The organism is Phyllobacterium lublinensis, assembly GCF_020164435.1.
In the GTDB taxonomy this organism is placed as follows: domain Bacteria; phylum Pseudomonadota; class Alphaproteobacteria; order Rhizobiales; family Rhizobiaceae; genus Phyllobacterium; species Phyllobacterium lublinensis.
Window position 1 is genome coordinate 1 of the sequence record NZ_JAIUDQ010000004.1, and the last position, 16,338, is coordinate 16,338.

General features: G+C 58.8%; 15 protein-coding genes. 11 read left to right on the plus strand and 4 right to left on the minus strand.

Going from position 1 to position 16,338, the window contains the following annotated elements:
• The coding region (gene htpX / locus K9U38_RS06405) for a zinc metalloprotease HtpX (RefSeq protein WP_224493519.1) at positions 1-817 on the minus strand (817 nt) is incomplete at its 3' end.
• 116 nt (positions 818-933) lie between these two features.
• Here htpX and K9U38_RS06410 point away from each other — a divergent pair.
• Complete coding sequence (locus tag K9U38_RS06410) at positions 934-1,167, plus strand: DUF1674 domain-containing protein (protein WP_224493520.1); 234 nt, start codon at positions 934-936, stop codon at positions 1,165-1,167.
• A gap of 17 nt (positions 1,168-1,184) precedes the next feature.
• On the opposite strand, the gene K9U38_RS06415 is transcribed toward K9U38_RS06410, so the two are convergent.
• Positions 1,185-2,582 (minus strand): MATE family efflux transporter, encoded by a 1,398-nt coding sequence (locus K9U38_RS06415; protein ID WP_224493521.1) that lies wholly within the window; start codon positions 2,580-2,582, stop codon positions 1,185-1,187.
• An 81-nt stretch (positions 2,583-2,663) separates the two neighbouring features.
• Here K9U38_RS06415 and K9U38_RS06420 point away from each other — a divergent pair, with 81 nt between their 5' ends.
• From K9U38_RS06420 to K9U38_RS06430, 3 genes are all read left to right on the plus strand, one after another.
• Entirely contained in the window at positions 2,664-3,071 is a 408-nt protein-coding gene (locus K9U38_RS06420; protein WP_370631845.1) for a type II toxin-antitoxin system RelE/ParE family toxin, read from the plus strand.
• Complete coding sequence (locus K9U38_RS06425; RefSeq protein ID WP_224493522.1) at positions 3,068-3,355, plus strand: addiction module antidote protein; 288 nt, start codon at positions 3,068-3,070, stop codon at positions 3,353-3,355. Before K9U38_RS06420 ends, K9U38_RS06425 begins: the two co-directional genes overlap by 4 nt.
• A 353-nt stretch (positions 3,356-3,708) precedes the next feature.
• Positions 3,709-4,974: an SAM-dependent methyltransferase gene (locus K9U38_RS06430; RefSeq protein ID WP_224493523.1), complete on the plus strand. Its 1,266-nt coding sequence runs from the start codon at positions 3,709-3,711 to the stop codon at positions 4,972-4,974.
• Between the two features lie 144 nt (positions 4,975-5,118).
• Here the strand turns inward: K9U38_RS06430 and acs are convergent, their stop codons facing one another.
• Positions 5,119-7,071 (minus strand): acetate--CoA ligase, encoded by a 1,953-nt coding sequence (acs, locus tag K9U38_RS06435; RefSeq protein ID WP_224493524.1) that lies wholly within the window; start codon positions 7,069-7,071, stop codon positions 5,119-5,121.
• Between the two features lie 295 nt (positions 7,072-7,366).
• Here acs and K9U38_RS06440 point away from each other — a divergent pair, with 295 nt between their 5' ends.
• Positions 7,367-7,903, plus strand: coding sequence for a YcbK family protein (locus K9U38_RS06440; protein ID WP_224493525.1), 537 nt, complete (start codon positions 7,367-7,369; stop codon positions 7,901-7,903).
• Between the two features lie 8 nt (positions 7,904-7,911).
• Here K9U38_RS06440 and K9U38_RS06445 read toward each other — a convergent pair whose 3' ends face one another.
• The gene (locus tag K9U38_RS06445; protein WP_224493526.1) at positions 7,912-8,574 is read right to left on the minus strand and encodes a YggS family pyridoxal phosphate-dependent enzyme; all 663 of its coding nucleotides are present in this window, start codon (positions 8,572-8,574) and stop codon (positions 7,912-7,914) included.
• 129 nt (positions 8,575-8,703) lie between these two features.
• On the opposite strand from K9U38_RS06445, the gene leuS reads away from it, so the two are divergent.
• The 6 genes from leuS to K9U38_RS06475 all read left to right on the plus strand — a co-directional run bounded on the left by leuS (position 8,704) and on the right by K9U38_RS06475 (position 16,335).
• On the plus strand, positions 8,704-11,322 hold the full coding sequence (leuS, locus tag K9U38_RS06450) for a leucine--tRNA ligase (RefSeq protein WP_224493527.1): 2,619 nt from the start codon (positions 8,704-8,706) through the stop codon (positions 11,320-11,322).
• Complete coding sequence (locus tag K9U38_RS06455) at positions 11,309-11,884, plus strand: hypothetical protein (protein WP_224493528.1); 576 nt, start codon at positions 11,309-11,311, stop codon at positions 11,882-11,884. The genes leuS and K9U38_RS06455 overlap by 14 nt, the downstream gene beginning before the upstream one ends.
• A gap of 15 nt (positions 11,885-11,899) precedes the next feature.
• Positions 11,900-13,054, plus strand: a complete 1,155-nt coding sequence (locus tag K9U38_RS06460) for an AAA family ATPase (RefSeq protein WP_224493529.1) — start codon at positions 11,900-11,902, stop codon at positions 13,052-13,054.
• Positions 13,055-13,273: 219 nt separating this feature from the next.
• Positions 13,274-14,230: an aliphatic sulfonate ABC transporter substrate-binding protein gene (locus tag K9U38_RS06465; protein ID WP_224493530.1), complete on the plus strand. Its 957-nt coding sequence runs from the start codon at positions 13,274-13,276 to the stop codon at positions 14,228-14,230.
• Positions 14,231-14,401: 171 nt separating this feature from the next.
• Positions 14,402-15,559, plus strand: a complete 1,158-nt coding sequence (gene ssuD / locus K9U38_RS06470; protein WP_224493531.1) for an FMNH2-dependent alkanesulfonate monooxygenase — start codon at positions 14,402-14,404, stop codon at positions 15,557-15,559.
• A complete protein-coding gene (locus K9U38_RS06475) occupies positions 15,556-16,335 on the plus strand; it encodes an ABC transporter permease subunit (RefSeq protein ID WP_224493532.1) in 780 nt (259 codons plus the stop codon). The genes ssuD and K9U38_RS06475 overlap by 4 nt, the downstream gene beginning before the upstream one ends.
• Positions 16,336-16,338 lie beyond the last annotated feature (3 nt).

The window sequence follows — 16,338 nt, forward strand, 5'->3', positions numbered from 1 at the left end:
CTGCAATGCGGTTGTCGGTGCTCGGATGGGTCGAGAACAGATTGTCGGCGCCTCGGCCGCTGAGCGGATTGATGATGAACAATGGCGCAGAAGCTGGATTTCGCTCGGCATCCTCGTTGACGATCTGCTGTGCGCCGCGCGCAATCTTGTTCAAGGCAGAAGCCAGCCAGAGCGGGTTGCCGCAAATCTGCGCGCCACGGCGATCGGCGGCGTATTCGCGGGTACGGCTGATGGCCATCTGCACGATCATCGCCGCAAAGGGCGCAACGATCATGGCGACGAGGACACCGATGAAGCCGAGCGGGTTGTTGTTTTCGCGATTGCCGCCAAAGAACATGGCGAAATTGCCGAGCATTGATATGGCACCGGCGAGGGTCGCCGTGATGGTCATCGTAAGTGTATCGCGGTTCTCGACGTGAGCGAGCTCATGCGCCATCACAGCGGCTACTTCCTGCGGCGACAGACGTTGCAGGAGACCGGTACTGGCTGCAACGGCGGCGTTCTGGGGATTGCGTCCGGTGGCGAATGCGTTGGGCTGGTCGTTCTGGATCAGATAGACCTTGGGCATGGGCAGGCCCGCCCTGGCGGCTAGATCCCTGACGATCCCGTAATACTCGGGCGCATTATTCTCATCCACCTCAACTGCATGGTGCATGTTGAGGACCATCTTGTCCGAATTCCAGTAGCTGAAGAGGTTCATGCCGGCCGCTATCACGAGGGCGATCATCATGCCGCCAGTGCCGCCGATGAGAAAGCCGACGCCCATGAACAGGGCGGTCATGAAGGCCAGCAGCATTGCAGTGCGCATTACATTCATGACATCGTCCCTCCTGCAGTGAATTGTTGTCGCAACGACATTGTTCCCTATATTGAACACCATCCGCTATATGATGGTGTTTTATACAGCAAGCTTCAATGATGGTGTAATCGACTATGAATGACGACCAGACTTCAGGGACGCCACATGCGGACAATGACGACACGCCGCCGCGTCCTGCGTTCGACCAATTGCCCCCTGCCGCGCAGCGGGCCTTGAAGGAGGCCGAAGAACGTCGGAAGGCAGAGAAGGAACAGGCCGACCGGCCGCGTGAGATCGGCGGTCGAGGCGGCAAGGATCCGGCGCGTTTCGGCGATTGGGAAATCAAGGGCCGAACGATCGATTTCTAGCGGAAGCCAAATCTTGCCTAGCGGATAAGTTCGATCCCCAGCTTTTCGCGACGCAGCCAGCGGCTGATCAGGAGGACAGCAGCGGCGGCAAGGCCGCACAGGAGCCCGAGCCAGATGCCCGCGCCATGCAAGTCCAGCCAGAAACCGAAGGCGACCGAGAGAGGCAGGCCGATGCCCCAATAGGCAATCGCGGCATAGATCATCGGAATGGTGGTGTCGTGAAGGCCGCGCAGCATGCCGCTTGCCACCGCCTGGCCGCCATCGAAGATCTGGAACAGCGCCGCAAAGGCAAGGAACGTGACTGCGAGCGAAACCACGCTCGCATTGGCAGGATCGTTAATGTCGATGAACGCGCGGATCAGCGCGTGTGGCGCGAGCAGCATCAGCAATGCCGTGAGCACCATGAAGCCGGTGCCAGACGCAAAAGCGACCCAGCCTGCGCGCTTGATGCCTTCGCGATCCTGCGCGCCATAGGCACGGCCGATCCGCACCGTTGCCGCCTGGCCGAAGCCCATCGGCACCATGAAGGCAATCGATGCGATCTGGATGGCGATGGCATGAGCCGCGAGAGAATCGGCGCCAATCAATCCCATCAGAAATGCGGCTGCATTGAAGATCGTTACTTCGAAACTCAGGATTGCCGCGATCGGCACGCCCAGGCGCAATAATTCCGCAAAACGTGGCCAGTCGGTCCGCCAGAAGCGGCCGAACAGGCGGTAGCGCCGGAACTGCTTGTCCATGGAAATGACGACAACCAGCCCGGCAAACATCATGATCGAAGACAGGGTGGTCGCAATTCCTGAACCAACGATGCCAAGCTTCGGAAACCCGAAATGCCCGAAAATAAGGGCCCAATTGGCGAGGGCATTAAAGGCTACGGAAAGAATGGCGATGACCAGCGCCCAGCCCGGGCGTTCAAGGGCAGCGATGAAGGAACGCAGGACGATATAACAATAAAAGGGCAGTACGGCCCACTGCAGGGCGCGCATGTAATGCCCTGCCTCCGCTGCGAGGACCGGATCCTGACGCATCGCCAAAAGGATGGCTTCGGTGTTCCAGAGGGCGAGCCAGATCGGGATGGAGACCGCAACAGCGATCCACAGGCCCTGGCGCACCGTGCGACGGATTTCCCGAACTGCAAATTTGTTGCGGCCAAGCTCGCGCGCCATCATTGGCGAGGTCGCGAGCATCAGGCCGAGGCCGAAGATCATGAACAGATAGTAGAAGTTGGTTCCAAGCGCACCGGCGGCAAGCGTGCTTGCGCCGACCCAGCCCAGCATCATCACGTCGGTCGCTGTCATCGCGGTCTGCGCAAGATTGGTGAGGATCATCGGCCAGCTCAGGGAGAGCATCGCAACGATTTCATCACGCCATGCACGCTTGGACTCAGCGTTTTGGGCTACGGCAACCGACATTTGTTCGATCTTTCAGAGGGGTTTGCCTTCAATTAAGGCAGATTGCACCGTTTTCAGGCAAAATCTTGGTAGCACCAATTTGTGCAAGAGCAAACCCCAGCAGCGTTGCAATCTGGCGTTGGTGTCAGCGACGGTGGTTGGGAGGCACAGTCTGATTGTTTGACATTTTGTGATTTAAAAAATACATCTATGATTCGTTTGAAGCAAACAGAAATATACTGCCAGTGGGAACGCGATCTCTCAGACAAGAAAGCGAGAGCGACCGTTGCCTCCCGCCTGTTTCCCTTGGCGAACGGACTGGTCGGTGATGTCTCGCCTATAGGTGAAGGTATCAGTGAACTTCGTATTCACTATGGAGCGGGTTACCGTGTCTACTTTCAACAACGTGGCCTCGATATCGTCCTGCTGCTATGTGCCGGCAACAAGAGCACGCAGGTACGGGATATCAAACGTGCAAATCGTTTTGGCACAAGAATGGGTGATAGATGAAGATCGAGATATATGACTACGACCCCGCCGAGGCGCTCAAATCCGACGAAGCGATAGAAGTCTTTCTGTCGGATGCCTTCGAAACCGGAGATGCGCGGTATATCGCGCGTGCGTTGGGCGTTGTGGCGCGCGCCAAGGGCATGACCAAGATAGCGCGGGAGACCGGACTGGCGCGTGAACAGCTCTATCGCTCCTTGAGTGAGAACGGCAACCCCACGCTGGAGACGACAATTGCCGTATTGAAAGCGATCGGATTTCAAATCAGCGGCAAGCGCGCCGCATGAACGGAAAGGGCCACCCCGAAGGGTGGCCCCGCAATTCCGTCTGGCACAAAGCTGTCGCTTGGCCTTCTTCCCCGGCTCTCGCCAGGGTGCTTATTCAACGGAGAGACGATCCCCGATGGAAAGCATCAGACGCCTTGTGGCAGTTTGCGAAATCACGAGACATCGGATCACCTCCTTTTCGTTCGTTGAACATAAGAGGAGAATGGGGTCTGTTGCCTCGCGTTTCAAGAGAAAAATTTGACTCGACTTTCTGATGGCTTGCAAATGCCGGATTGGGGTCATAAGCCAAGCAGATGTTTTTTCGAAAGGCATCCCGTACCCGGCGATCGGGGCGAGGTGTTCGGGGGCAAGCAATGGCAGCTGAAGACAAAGCGGCGCGGATCATCCGCACGGTGATCGATGTACTCGAGCCCCAGTTTGCCGTGGAATTGTGGGATGGAACCAGGATAGGCGATCGCGATGGTCCTGTGCTCGCCATCAACGATCCCATGGCGGTGCGCCAGATTGCACTGAAGCCGAATATCGGCTCCATCGTCGAATTGTGGGTTTCCGGACAGATCGACGTGAAGAACGGAACGCTGTTCGATCTGGTCGAGAGAGGCCCCAAGGGCAAGTTCAAGCAGAAGCTTAAGACATTGCCGAAGTGGCAATTGCTCAAGGACGTGCCTTCGCTGCTGATTGGCCGGGGCAAGTCCAGCGACTCCGGACTGGGCGGCAAGGACCCCTATGTCAGCGGCTCCAACAAGGAAGCCATTACCCATCATTACGATGTGTCGAACGCGTTCTATCAGCTCTTTCTAGACGAACGCATGGTCTATACCTGCGCCTATTTCACCGATTGGGCCAACACGATCGACCAGGCGCAGGCCGACAAGCTGGAACTGATTTGCCGAAAGCTTAGGTTGCAGCCGGGGGACCGGTTGCTGGATATCGGTTGCGGCTGGGGCGCCATGTTGATTTATGCGGCGAAGCATTACGGGGTGACCGGGACGGGCGTTTCACTATCCGAAGCGCAGACCGCACTGGCGCGGGAGCGGATCAAGGCCGAAGGTCTCGAGGACAAGATCACCATCCACGTCAAATCCTACGAGCATCTCGAAGGACAGTTCGACAAGATCTCATCGATCGGCATGTTCGAGGCGGTGGGCATTGCGCATTACGACACCTATTACTCAAGCGTGCACAGGCTGCTGAAGCCCGGTGGGCTTTACCTGCATCACGCCATCACCCGGCGCATGAAGCGCAACAAGAAGACGTTCGGGCGCAAGAGCGCCGAGCACCTGGCGCTGGTGAAGTACATATTCCCCGGCGGCGAGCTGGATCATCTGGGCATGACGGTCGAAAACCTCGAAGGTCATGGCTTCGAAGTGCACGACGTCGAAAACCTGCGCGAACATTATGGCCGCACCTGCCGCATCTGGGCGGATCGGTTACATGCCCGATTTGACGAGGCCATTGCCGAAGTCGGCGCGCCCAAGGCGCGGCTCTGGCTGCTATATCTGACCGGCTGCGCCCTCGCCTTCGAGCGCGGCACCGTTCAGATCAACCAGACGCTGGCATCAAGGCGCAAGCGTGGCCTTTCGGCCGTGCCACAGACCCGAGCTGATCTGTATAGATAAGCATTGCTGGATGCATCGGCTCGGTGCGTGGTTCGACAGGCTCACCATGAGGGAGGTTGTGAATTGCAGGGAGCCAATACCTGCAACGGCGATGACTTTCCCTGCGATTAACCCAGCTTCCTCCGCACCAGCTCAGTTCTGACCTTACCCGCGCTTGTTTTGTCTGTTGGCGATGAGGTCATCGACAACTGCCGGATCTGCGAGTGTCGATGTATCGCCGAGTGCGCCGAAATCGTCCTCGGCGATCTTGCGCAGGATGCGGCGCATGATCTTGCCCGAGCGGGTCTTGGGCAGGCCCGGAGCAAACTGGATCTTGTCCGGCGAGGCAATCGGGCCGATCTCCTTGCGGACATGGGTAACGAGTTCCTTGCGCAACTCGTCATCGCCCTCGAGGCCTGCCATCAGCGTTACATAACAATAGATGCCCTGGCCCTTGAGATCATGGGGATAACCGACCACGGCGGCTTCCGACACGGTGTCATGCGAAACCAGCGCCGATTCCACTTCTGCCGTCCCCATGCGGTGCCCGGAGACATTGAGCACATCGTCGACGCGCCCGGTGATCCAGTAATACCCGTCCTTGTCGCGGCGGCAGCCGTCTCCGGTGAAGTACTTGCCCTTGTAGGTGGAGAAATAGGTCTCGATGAAGCGCTTGTGGTCGCCGTAGACCGTGCGCATCTGGCCGGGCCATGAATCGATGATGCACAGATTGCCGTCGGCCGCGCCTTCCAGCACATCGCCTTCATTGTCGACGAGCTGGGGCTGGACACCGAAGAAGGGCCGTGTGGCGGAACCGGGCTTCAATGGGGTCGCGCCCGGCAATGGCGTGATTAGGATCCCGCCGGTCTCGGTCTGCCACCATGTATCGACGACCGGGCAGCGCTTGTCGCCCACGACCTGATAATACCATTCCCACGCTTCGGGATTGATGGGCTCGCCCACCGAGCCAAGGATGCGCAGGGATTTGCGCGATGTTTGCTTGACCGGATCAGCACCGGCGCTCATGAGGGCGCGGATGGCGGTCGGAGCGGTGTAGAAAATGTTGACCTTGTGCTTGTCGATTACTTCCCAGAACCGCGATACGGACGGGTAGTTCGGAACGCCTTCGAACATCAGCGTAGTCGCGCCATTGGCCAGCGGACCGTAGACGATATAGGAATGCCCGGTAACCCAGCCGACATCCGCCGTGCACCAGTAGATGTCGCCGTCATGGTAGTCGAAGACATATTGGTGGGTCATGGAGGCGTAGACCAGATAGCCACCGGTTGTGTGGAGAACACCCTTCGGCTTGCCGGTGGAACCGGACGTGTAAAGGATGAACAGTGGATCTTCCGCCTTCATCTTCTCCGGCTTGCAATCCGGCTTAACACTGGCGATTTCCTCGTGGTACCAGAGGTCTCGACCCGGCGCCCAGCCGGTCTTGCCGCCGGTGCGGCGCACCACAAGCACGTTCGTGACCATCACATGGTGTCTGGCAGCGATGTCGATCGCCTTGTCGGTATTATCCTTGAGCGGAATGGACTTGCCGCCACGCATGCCCTCGTCGGAAGTAATGACAAAAGTGGACTCGCAGTCGACGATGCGCCCTGCAAGTGCGTCGGGAGAAAAGCCGCCGAAAACGACCGAATGGATCGCGCCGATGCGGGTGCAGGCGAGCATCGCGTAGGAGGCTTCGGGTATCATCGGCATGTAGATGGTGACGCGGTCACCCTTCTTGACCCCGTGCTTCTTCAGCACGTTGGCCAGCCGACAGACCTGCTCATAGAGTTCATTATAGGTGATCTTCTTGTCGAGATAGGGATTGTCGCCTTCCCAGATGATGGCGACCTGATTGCCGCGCTTCTTCAGATGGCGGTCGATGCAATTGTAGGAAACATTGGTAACCCCGTCCTCGAACCATTTGATGGCCACCTTGCCCTCGAACGAGGTGTTCTTGACCTTCGAATAGGGCTTGAACCAGTCGATGCGCTTACCGTGCTTTGCCCAGAACTTTTCGGGGTCCTTGATGCTCTGCTTGTACCAGTTGAGATAGGTCTCATTGTCGATGAGCGCGTCTTTCTTCGCGCTTGCCAGCACGGGATAAACCTTCTCGGACATCAAATTCCTCCAAACTCTGAGATGTCGGGTCCTCTACCCGAAGTCTCCCGAACGGGAGACGAACAGCTTTCATTATCACCAAGCAAATCAACGCGTAAATATGACAAATGAGCAGATTGAGAGGTTGCGCAGTCGGTCAGTGCAGCCACCGGTTGTAATATACCGTTACATTTTGTCATGGAACCCGGTCCATTTTGAACACATTTAGGCATGAACGGTCGCCGCCTTGACTTGGGAGGACACATAAGGCGCGCCGCACAATCATAAAAACCTGCGCCATACCAAGGATAGAAGAATGAAAATTCAACCCTTGCGCAGCGTTGCGTTCCGCGCGAAATTTTTGCCGCTTGCCCTGACCGTTGTTGCCCTGGCCCTTCCAGCGGATGCCGGGACATTGCCTGAGCCCTCAAATCCACAGGAGCGGGTCGGAGCTCATTTGTTCGACGAAGAGCACGCACATCTCCTGAACGATTCCGTTTTTGACAAGATCAGCCCTCTCGTGCTTGCAGCAATGCCCCGAGGGAAGGCCTATATCGACTACAAGGCTCCGTCCAAGTGCGTTCCGGAACAGTTGAAGAATGTGCTCAATCGCGTTTCGGCCAAGTACGGCCCACTGACCGTCAATTCGACCGTCCGGTCACGGTCACGCAACCGCAGTGTCGGCGGCCGGGACAAGTCCTATCATCTCAACTGCCAGGCCGTTGATTTCCGCGTACATGGCAATGCGTCGGGTCTGATGCAGCATCTGTCGGGCATCAAGGAGGTCGGTGGCCTGAAGCGCTATCCGGCGGGATACTATCACATCGATACGGGACCGCGCCGCAGCTGGTAATCTCGGACCTAGCGGCTGCCGAATATGGCAGAGCCTACCCGTACTGATGTCGCGCCAAATCCAATGGCTATCTCATAGTCTCCCGACATGCCCATCGAAAGCTTCTCGATCTGGGCTTCGCGGGCTATCTTTTCCAGCAACGCGAAATGTGGACCCGGGTTTTCATCGGCAGGGGGGATGCACATGAGCCCTTCGATCATGAGGCCGTGCACATCCCGGCAGCGCGTGACGAAGGCCACTGCATCTTTCGGCTCGATGCCGGCCTTTTGTGGCTCCGACCCCGTATTGACCTGGACGTAAAGCCGCGGGAAACGGTTCTGTTTCTTCATTTCGAGGCTTACTGCGGCGGCAATCTTCTCGCGGTCGATGCTCTCGATAACATCGAAAAGTGCGACGGCTTCCTGTGTCTTGTTGGACTGCAGCGGCCCGATCAGGTGCAGTTCAATATCCGGAAAATCAGAGCGCAGGTAGGTCCACTTCAATTGTGCCTCCTGCACACGGTTTTCGCCGAAGACGCGCTGGCCCGCCTCGATGACGGGCCGAATGTCATCGGCTTCAAACGTCTTGGAGACGGCAACCAATGACACCGAACCGTCCGGTCGCTTCGCCTCGGATTCCGCCTTGCGAATTGCGCTCTGAACGGCAAAAAGTCGGTCGACGGCATTGGGCATGGTGTTCTTATGTCCTATTTATGATACACGAGCCATTTTCAAGGCTTCATTCATCCTCAAATGGTTGACGGTCTTACCAATCCATGGTGAAGGTCCGGCATCACTATCCTTTGCAAGAGAATTCCGTTCATGGCAACCGAACGATACAATCCACGCGTAGCCGAAAAGCATTGGCAGAAAGTTTGGGACGATGCCAAACTTTTCGAGACGCCCAACGACGATCTGCGCGATCCGTATTACGTGCTTGAGATGTTCCCCTATCCATCGGGGCGCATCCATATGGGGCATGTGCGCAACTATGCCATGGGCGATGTCGTTGCCCGCTACAAGCGCGCCAAGGGATTCAATGTCCTGCATCCGATGGGTTGGGATGCGTTCGGAATGCCGGCGGAAAACGCGGCAATGCAGAACAAGGTCCATCCCAAGGCATGGACCTACCAGAACATCGAGACGATGCGCGGCCAGCTGAAATCCATGGGGCTGTCGCTGGACTGGTCACGTGAATTCGCCACCTGCGATGTCGAATATTATCACCGCCAGCAGATGCTTTTCCTCGACTTCGTCGAAAAGGGTCTGGTGACGCGCAAATCCTCCAAGGTCAATTGGGATCCGGAGGATATGACTGTGCTTGCGAACGAACAGGTGATCGACGGCCGTGGCTGGCGCTCCGGAGCGCTGGTCGAACAGCGCGAGTTGACGCAATGGTTCTTCAAGATCACCGATTTCAATGATGAATTGCTGAGTGCGCTCGACGGGCTCGACCAGTGGCCGGAAAAAGTGCGCCTTATGCAGCGCAACTGGATCGGGAAATCCGAGGGAATGCTGATCCGCTGGGCGCTGGATGAAAAGTCGCATGCCGGAGGCGAGAGCGAGATCGAAGTCTATACAACCCGCCCGGATACGCTCTTCGGCGCATCGTTCATCGCGATTGCAGCGGATCATCCGCTGGCCAGGAAAGCTGCGGAAACCAATGCGGAGCTGGCCAAATTCAACGAGGAATGCCGTCACGCCGGTACGTCCGTGGTTGCGCTGGAGACGGCCGAGAAGAAGGGCTTCGATACAGGGCTGCGGGTAGAGCACCCGTTCGACCCGTCCTGGAAACTGCCCGTTTACGTCGCAAACTTCGTCCTGATGGACTACGGCACAGGTGCAATCTTCGGTTGCCCGTCCGGAGATCAGCGCGATCTGGACTTCGCCAATAAGTACGGCCTGCCGGTCGTGCCTGTCGTCATGCCCAAGGATGCGGATGCTGCGACGTTCCAGATTACCGAAACGGCCTATGTCGATGATGGCGTGATGATCAATTCGCGTTTCCTCGACGGCATGTCGCCGGCCGAAGCGTTTGAGGCCGTGGCCAACCGGCTGGAAAAGCAGACGATCGGCAACCGGTCGCAAGGCGAGCGCAAGGTTAATTTCCGCCTGCGTGACTGGGGTATTTCGCGTCAGCGCTACTGGGGCTGCCCGATTCCCATGATCCATTGCGATGATTGTGGTGTGGTTCCGGTTCCGAAAGCCGATCTGCCGGTCCGGTTGCCGGACGATGTCGAGTTTGACCGCCCGGGCAATCCGCTCGACCGCCATCCGACCTGGCGGCACGTCAATTGTCCGCAATGTGGCAAGGCGGCGCGCCGTGAAACCGACACGATGGACACATTCGTTGATTCATCCTGGTATTTCGCCCGCTTTACCGCGCCCTGGGCCGATACGCCGACAGACCCGAAAGCGGCCAATCACTGGCTGCCAGTGGATCAGTATATCGGCGGTATCGAACATGCGATCCTGCACCTGCTCTATTCACGCTTCTTCACCCGCGCGATGAAGATGGCGGGACATCTCGATATCAGTGAACCGTTCAAGGGCATGTTCACGCAGGGCATGGTCGTGCACGAGACCTACAAGGGCAAGGATGGCTGGGTTACGCCGGCCGAGGTCCGGCTCGAGGAAGTCGACGGGCAACGCCGTGCGGTGAGGATAGACAACGGCGAGGAAATCGAGATCGGCTCGATCGAAAAGATGTCCAAATCGAAAAAGAACGTTGTCGATCCTGACGATATCATCGCCTCCTATGGCGCGGATACGGCACGCTGGTTCATGCTGTCCGATTCGCCGCCGGAACGGGATGTGATCTGGACAGAGGCCGGGGTAGAGGGCGCGCACCGGTTTGTTCAGCGTGTCTGGCGTCTGGTTTCCGAAGCCGGTGACGTGCTCCAGACTGCCGGGCCGTCCACCGGCACGGAAGGTGAAGCGCTGCAGGTTTCCAAGGCGGCACACAGGACGGTGAAGGCCGTCGGCGAGGACATCGAGAAGCTGGCGTTCAACAAGGCCGTTGCCCGCCTCTATGAACTGGTGAACGTCTTGTCGGGTCCATTGCAGAAGGTTGCTGCCGGCGAGGCCGACAAGGCTTTGATTGCCGCGTGCCGCGAGGCAATCAACATGCTGCTTTCCATGATCGCGCCGATGATGCCGCATCTGGCCGAAGAGTGCTGGAAATCACTGGGTGGCAGCGGTCTTGTCGCGCATCAGGCCTGGCCGGCCTATGACGAGGCGTTGATCATCGAAAACGACATAACCATACCCGTCCAGATCAACGGCAAGAAGCGTGGTGATTTGACAATTGCCCGCGACGCAGATCAATTGGCGGTCGAAGAAGCCGCGCTGGCGCTTGATTTCGTCAAGGCGGCGTTGAACGGCAATTCGCCCAAGAAAGTCATCGTCGTACCGCAGAGGATCATCAATGTCGTTGCCTGATCATTTTCAGCCGGTCCTGAAGCGTCTCTTGTGCGCCTGCGTTCTTGGCATGGCGTTGATCGCCGGAGGATGCCAGGTGCGGCCGCTGTATTCGGCGACCAGCCCGGTGGCAAGCACGGGTGCAGGTGTAACTGGCAGCGTACGTTCGCGAATGGCTACAATAGCCATCAATGAACCCCCCAATCGTGAAACACAGGAGGTGCGCAACCACCTGATATTCCTGTTTGCGGGCGGGGCGGGCGAGCCGGCTAGCCCAGCCTATTCGATGCAGCTCAGCGTGGTTCCCCAGTATCTGTCTTTGATGCTGGTGCAGAATGCCACCAACGACAAATCGGGTCAGCCGACGGCCGGTCTGGTGCGCATGACAGGCAGCTACGTCGTCACCCGCATCTCCGATGGACAGGTTGTCGGAAGGGGAAGCCGGATCGTCACTGCCAATTATGACGCGCCAAGACAGCGTTATGCGGTGACGAGGGCAGTGAGGGATGCGGCCAATCGTGCCGGGCGAGAGCTCGCGGAAGCATTGAACCTCAGCGTGGCGCAGGATCTTTCCAAGTTCTGACCATCCGGTGCACGCATGCGCCTGACGTCGCTTTCCGCCACCGGGTACAGGTCGCTGCGCTCCATCCGCCTCGACATCGGCAGGCTCACCCTGTTCGTGGGTGAGAATGGCGTCGGAAAATCGAACCTCTATCGTGCCATGCAGTTGGTCAAAGCTTCGGCGGCGGGAACGCTGTCCTATGAAATAGCGCGTGAGGGCGGCATGCAGTCTGCCCTGTGGACCGGCAAACGCCGATCAGGGCCTGTCCGCATGGTCTTCAACGCGCAGTTTGACGACGATGAGACTGCAGCCCGGGCCGGCTATTGCGTGGAAACCGGCCTGGCGCCAAGCTACAAGGTGGAAATCGGGCTCAGGCCGCCGGCAGCGGCCGGTTTTGCATTCGAGCCGCAGATCAAGGAAGAAACGCTCAGCATCGACAGTGGCCGCAGACCTGTCGAAATGATGGGCCGCAAGGGAGCCGCCGTGTTCGCACGCGACGATGCGGGACGGCGAATCGAACACCCGGTTCCTCTGCTCGACTCCGAGACCGCGCTGGCCGTCCTTGGCAGTTCCGGACGCTATCCGGAAATTGGCGATCTGCGCGCAACGGTCCTCGGCTGGCGTTTCTATCATGGATTCCGGACCGATCGGGATTCACCGGCACGACAGCCGTCATTGGCGATCGCGGCCCCGCTGCTCGATGAGGATGGTGGCAATCTTGCAGCTGTCTTCGCAACCCTTGTGCATATCCGGGAGGATACAGCCGATCTTGACCGCTGCATTGCCGATGCACTGGGCGGGGCAAGGCTCGATGTTCCGGTCCCCGGCGAAACGGCGACATTCGGGCTGCGCTTTACGGAGTTTCCGCAACGAATTTTCAGACCGGAAGAACTTTCCGATGGCCAGATACGGTTTCTGGCGCTGGCAGGCGCGTTGCTATCCTACCGCCTGCCTCGGCTGATTGCCTTGAACGAACCGGAAGCCAGCCTCCATCCATCGATGCTTCCGGCGCTCGCCGACATGATTGCCCAGGCTGCAGAACGGACCCAATTGTGGATTGTCACGCATTCGCACACGCTCGCCGACGAGATCACCGCGCGGACCGGGGTGCGGGCGCTGACGGTCGTCCGCAAGGACGGTGCCACCTCGATCGAAGGAATGAAGCTGAGCGGCAGCTTCGAGGACGAGTAAGACCCCCGGGTTAGACCTGCAGCGGCCGCGGCAAGGGCCTGTCGATACCCCTGAAGCGGCACATTGCGCCGCCCAGCAGCGTCCTGAGAAAACTAATCCCATATGCCGGGTTTCTAAGAAAAATCGTTTCTCTACCATATTGGTCGAGTTAAATAGCATTGGTCCATCCTTACCGGGCAGGAACACGAGATCAACAGGCCCGCACCATCGAGAGGGACCATGTCCAGATTGACACGCAGAACATTCGGTGCGGCCTTGTTCGCGGCCGCGTTCCTTGCTTCGGCCGTCGCCCATGCAGCCGAGCCGCTCGCAGAATTGAAGATCGGTTACCAGAAGACCGGATTACCGGTTATTGCCCGCCAGCAGGGGGTTATTGAGAAAGCACTGGAATCCCAGAAAATCGCGGTCAAGTGGGTCGAGTTCACTGCGGGCCCACCGCTCGTCGAAGCGCTGAATGTCGGTAGTATCGATGTTGGCTGGGTGGGTGATGCGCCGCCAATCTTCGGCCAGTCTGCGGGTTCGGCAATCGTCTATGCCGCGTCGCTCGCACCAAATGGCAAGGGCGAGGCGATCTTCGTCAAGCCCGGCTCATCCATCCAGAGTCTTGCTGACCTCAAGGGCAAGAAAGTCGGCATTGGCAAAGGGACGAGCGCCCACAATCTCGTGATAGCGGCGCTGGAGAAAGCCGGCATCGGATTCGACGAGATTACCCCGGTCTATCTCAGCCCTGCCGATGCGGCCGCCGCATTTGCCAGCGACAAGATTGACGCCTGGGCCGTATGGGACCCTTTCTTCGCCATCGCCGAGACACGCTACCAGCCGCGCGTCCTGGTGCGCAGCAGCGATGTTCTCAACGTCAGGACCTACTTCATCGCCAATCGCGACTTTGCGGCCAAGCACCCCGAAGTCGTCACGGCCACGATCGGTGCCCTCAAGGAGGCGGCGACCTGGGCAAACGCCAACAAGGATAAGGTTGCGCAAGCCTTGCATGAGGTAACGGGTGTTCCCCTGGATGCGCAGACGCTTGCGGCCGATCGTTCCGAGTTCAGTGTCGGACCGGTCACTCCCGACATTGTCGCGCACCAGCAGGAGACGGCCGATCGCTTCCTGCGGCTGAAACTGATCCCCAACGCCATCAAGATAGCCGATGCAGTGTGGACGGCACCGACCAACTAGAGGCTGTCGATATTCACGCCGTGCTGGCCAGCAAATGGCGTTTTCCTGCGATCCGGTGCTCGCGTACCAAAAACGTACGCTGCGCTCCGGTTCTCGAGAACCACCATTTTCGGCCCAGCATGACCCGAATCTCGACCATCCCCAACCCACAAAACAGGATTGGATACTCTTATGACGCAGCCATCAGGTCCGCTTGATTTCTTCTGGTTCATCCCAACCCACGGCGATGGCTCCTATCTTGGTTCCGAGCGTCAGCAACGCCCGCAGGAATTCGCCTATTTCCGCGAAATTGCGCAGGCGGTCGACCGTCTTGGCTTCCCCGGGGTGCTGCTGCCCACCGGCCAATCCTGCGAGGATTCCTGGATTACCGCGGCTGGTCTTGCCGCGCACACGGAGCGGCTGAAATTTCTCGTTGCCTTGCGCCCCGGCGTAACGTCACCGGTCTTTGCTGCACGGCAGACGGCTGCGCTTGACCGGCTGAGCGATGGGCGTCTCCTGCTCAATGTCGTGGTTGGGGGCAATCCGGTCGAACTGGCGGGCGATGGCGTCTTCCTGCCGCATGACGAGCGCTATGAGCAGGCGGCAGAATTCCTGAAGATCTGGCGCGCGCTGGTATCCGGCGAAACCGTGAACTTCACGGGAAAGCATTATCGTGTCGAGGGCGGGCGGCTTGATCTGCTGCCGGCCCAGGAAAAGCCGCCGCTCTATTTCGGCGGGTCATCGGATGCAGGGCAGGATCTGGCTGCCGAGCAGGTGGAGCTCTATCTCACCTGGGGGGAGCCCGTTGCGCAGGTCGCAGAGAAAATCGAGCGGGCGCGCAAGAAGGCAGCGTCCCGGGGGCGCACATTGCGGTTCGGCATTCGCCTGCATTTCATCGTGCGCGAAACGGAGGACGAGGCCTGGGACGCCGCGGACCGGCTGATCAGCAAGGTTACCGATGAGCAGATCGATATTGCGCAGTCGCGTTTCCTGAAGGAAATGGACTCGGTCGGTCAGCGGCGCATGGCCGAACTGCATGGCGGGCGCAGAGACCGGCTTGTAGTTGCCCCCAACCTTTGGGCAGGTGTCGGCCTGGTGCGCGGCGGGGCGGGAACCGCACTCGTAGGTTCGCCGGAGAGTGTCGCCGCACGCATTCGCGAATATCAGGCCATCGGTATCGATACCATCATCGGTTCGGGCTACCCGCATCTTGAAGAAGCCTATCGCGTCGCCGAGTTGCTGTTCCCGGTGCTTGGACTGGACGGCAAACGCCGCACGCCGCGCCGCTCCATCGAAAATGAATTCGGTGTCGGTTTCTACGGCAACAAACGTTTGCAGGCGGCATCATGACAGGCACGCTTTCCAATCTTGGCCGCAGTGCGCTTGGCTGGTTGCTTCCCGCCGCTCTTCTCGCCGGGTGGGAAGTCGCATCCCGGGCCGGACTTATTCCGGGGAATGTCTTGCCGGCACCCTCGGCGGTTGGCGAAGCCTTCTGGAAACTGCTCTGGTCGGGCGAACTTGTGGAGAATATCCGCATCTCGACGTTGCGAGCCCTCAGCGGTTTTGTCATTGGCGGGGCGATCGGCTTCTCTCTCGGCCTTGCCAACGGCCTTTCAGCGCTCAGCCGCGAGCTGACCGACACGACACTGCAAATGATCCGCAACATTCCGCATCTCGCGCTCATACCGCTGGTGATCCTGTGGTTCGGCATCGACGAACAGGCGAAGCTGTTTCTCGTCGCGCTAGGCGTGTTTTTCCCGATCTACGTCAACACATTGCTTGGCATCCAGGGTGTCGATCCGCAGCTGGTCGAGATGGGCCGCATCTACGGCATGTCGCGCACGGAGCTGTTCCTGCGCGTGATCCTTCCTGGAGCACTCCCTTCGATCTTCGTCGGCTTGCGCTATGCGCTTGGCATCATGTGGCTGACGCTGATCGTTGCTGAAACCATCTCCGCATCGTCGGGCCTGGGCTACATGGCCATGCAGGCACGCGAATTCCTGCTTATAGACGTCGTTGTCCTGTCGATTTTAATCTACGCACTGCTCGGAAAGCTGGCCGATTCACTGGCGCGGTTTCTCGAGCGGATTTCCCTGCAATGGCACCCGGCCTACCAGACCGTTTGAGGA

Bases quoted from the DNA above. Each gene is read 5' to 3' on its own strand.
- K9U38_RS06410 (WP_224493520.1), top strand. From the start codon at position 934: ATGAATGACGACCAGACTTCAGGGACGCCACATGCGGACAATGACGAC.
- K9U38_RS06415 (WP_224493521.1), bottom strand. From the start codon at position 2,582: ATGTCGGTTGCCGTAGCCCAAAACGCTGAGTCCAAGCGTGCATGGCGT.
- K9U38_RS06425 (WP_224493522.1), top strand. From the start codon at position 3,068: ATGAAGATCGAGATATATGACTACGACCCCGCCGAGGCGCTCAAATCC.
- K9U38_RS06430 (WP_224493523.1), top strand. From the start codon at position 3,709: ATGGCAGCTGAAGACAAAGCGGCGCGGATCATCCGCACGGTGATCGAT.
- acs (WP_224493524.1), bottom strand. From the start codon at position 7,071: ATGTCCGAGAAGGTTTATCCCGTGCTGGCAAGCGCGAAGAAAGACGCG.
- K9U38_RS06440 (WP_224493525.1), top strand. From the start codon at position 7,367: ATGAAAATTCAACCCTTGCGCAGCGTTGCGTTCCGCGCGAAATTTTTG.
- K9U38_RS06445 (WP_224493526.1), bottom strand. From the start codon at position 8,574: ATGCCCAATGCCGTCGACCGACTTTTTGCCGTTCAGAGCGCAATTCGC.
- leuS (WP_224493527.1), top strand. From the start codon at position 8,704: ATGGCAACCGAACGATACAATCCACGCGTAGCCGAAAAGCATTGGCAG.
- K9U38_RS06455 (WP_224493528.1), top strand. From the start codon at position 11,309: ATGTCGTTGCCTGATCATTTTCAGCCGGTCCTGAAGCGTCTCTTGTGC.
- K9U38_RS06460 (WP_224493529.1), top strand. From the start codon at position 11,900: ATGCGCCTGACGTCGCTTTCCGCCACCGGGTACAGGTCGCTGCGCTCC.
- K9U38_RS06465 (WP_224493530.1), top strand. From the start codon at position 13,274: ATGTCCAGATTGACACGCAGAACATTCGGTGCGGCCTTGTTCGCGGCC.
- ssuD (WP_224493531.1), top strand. From the start codon at position 14,402: ATGACGCAGCCATCAGGTCCGCTTGATTTCTTCTGGTTCATCCCAACC.
- K9U38_RS06475 (WP_224493532.1), top strand. From the start codon at position 15,556: ATGACAGGCACGCTTTCCAATCTTGGCCGCAGTGCGCTTGGCTGGTTG.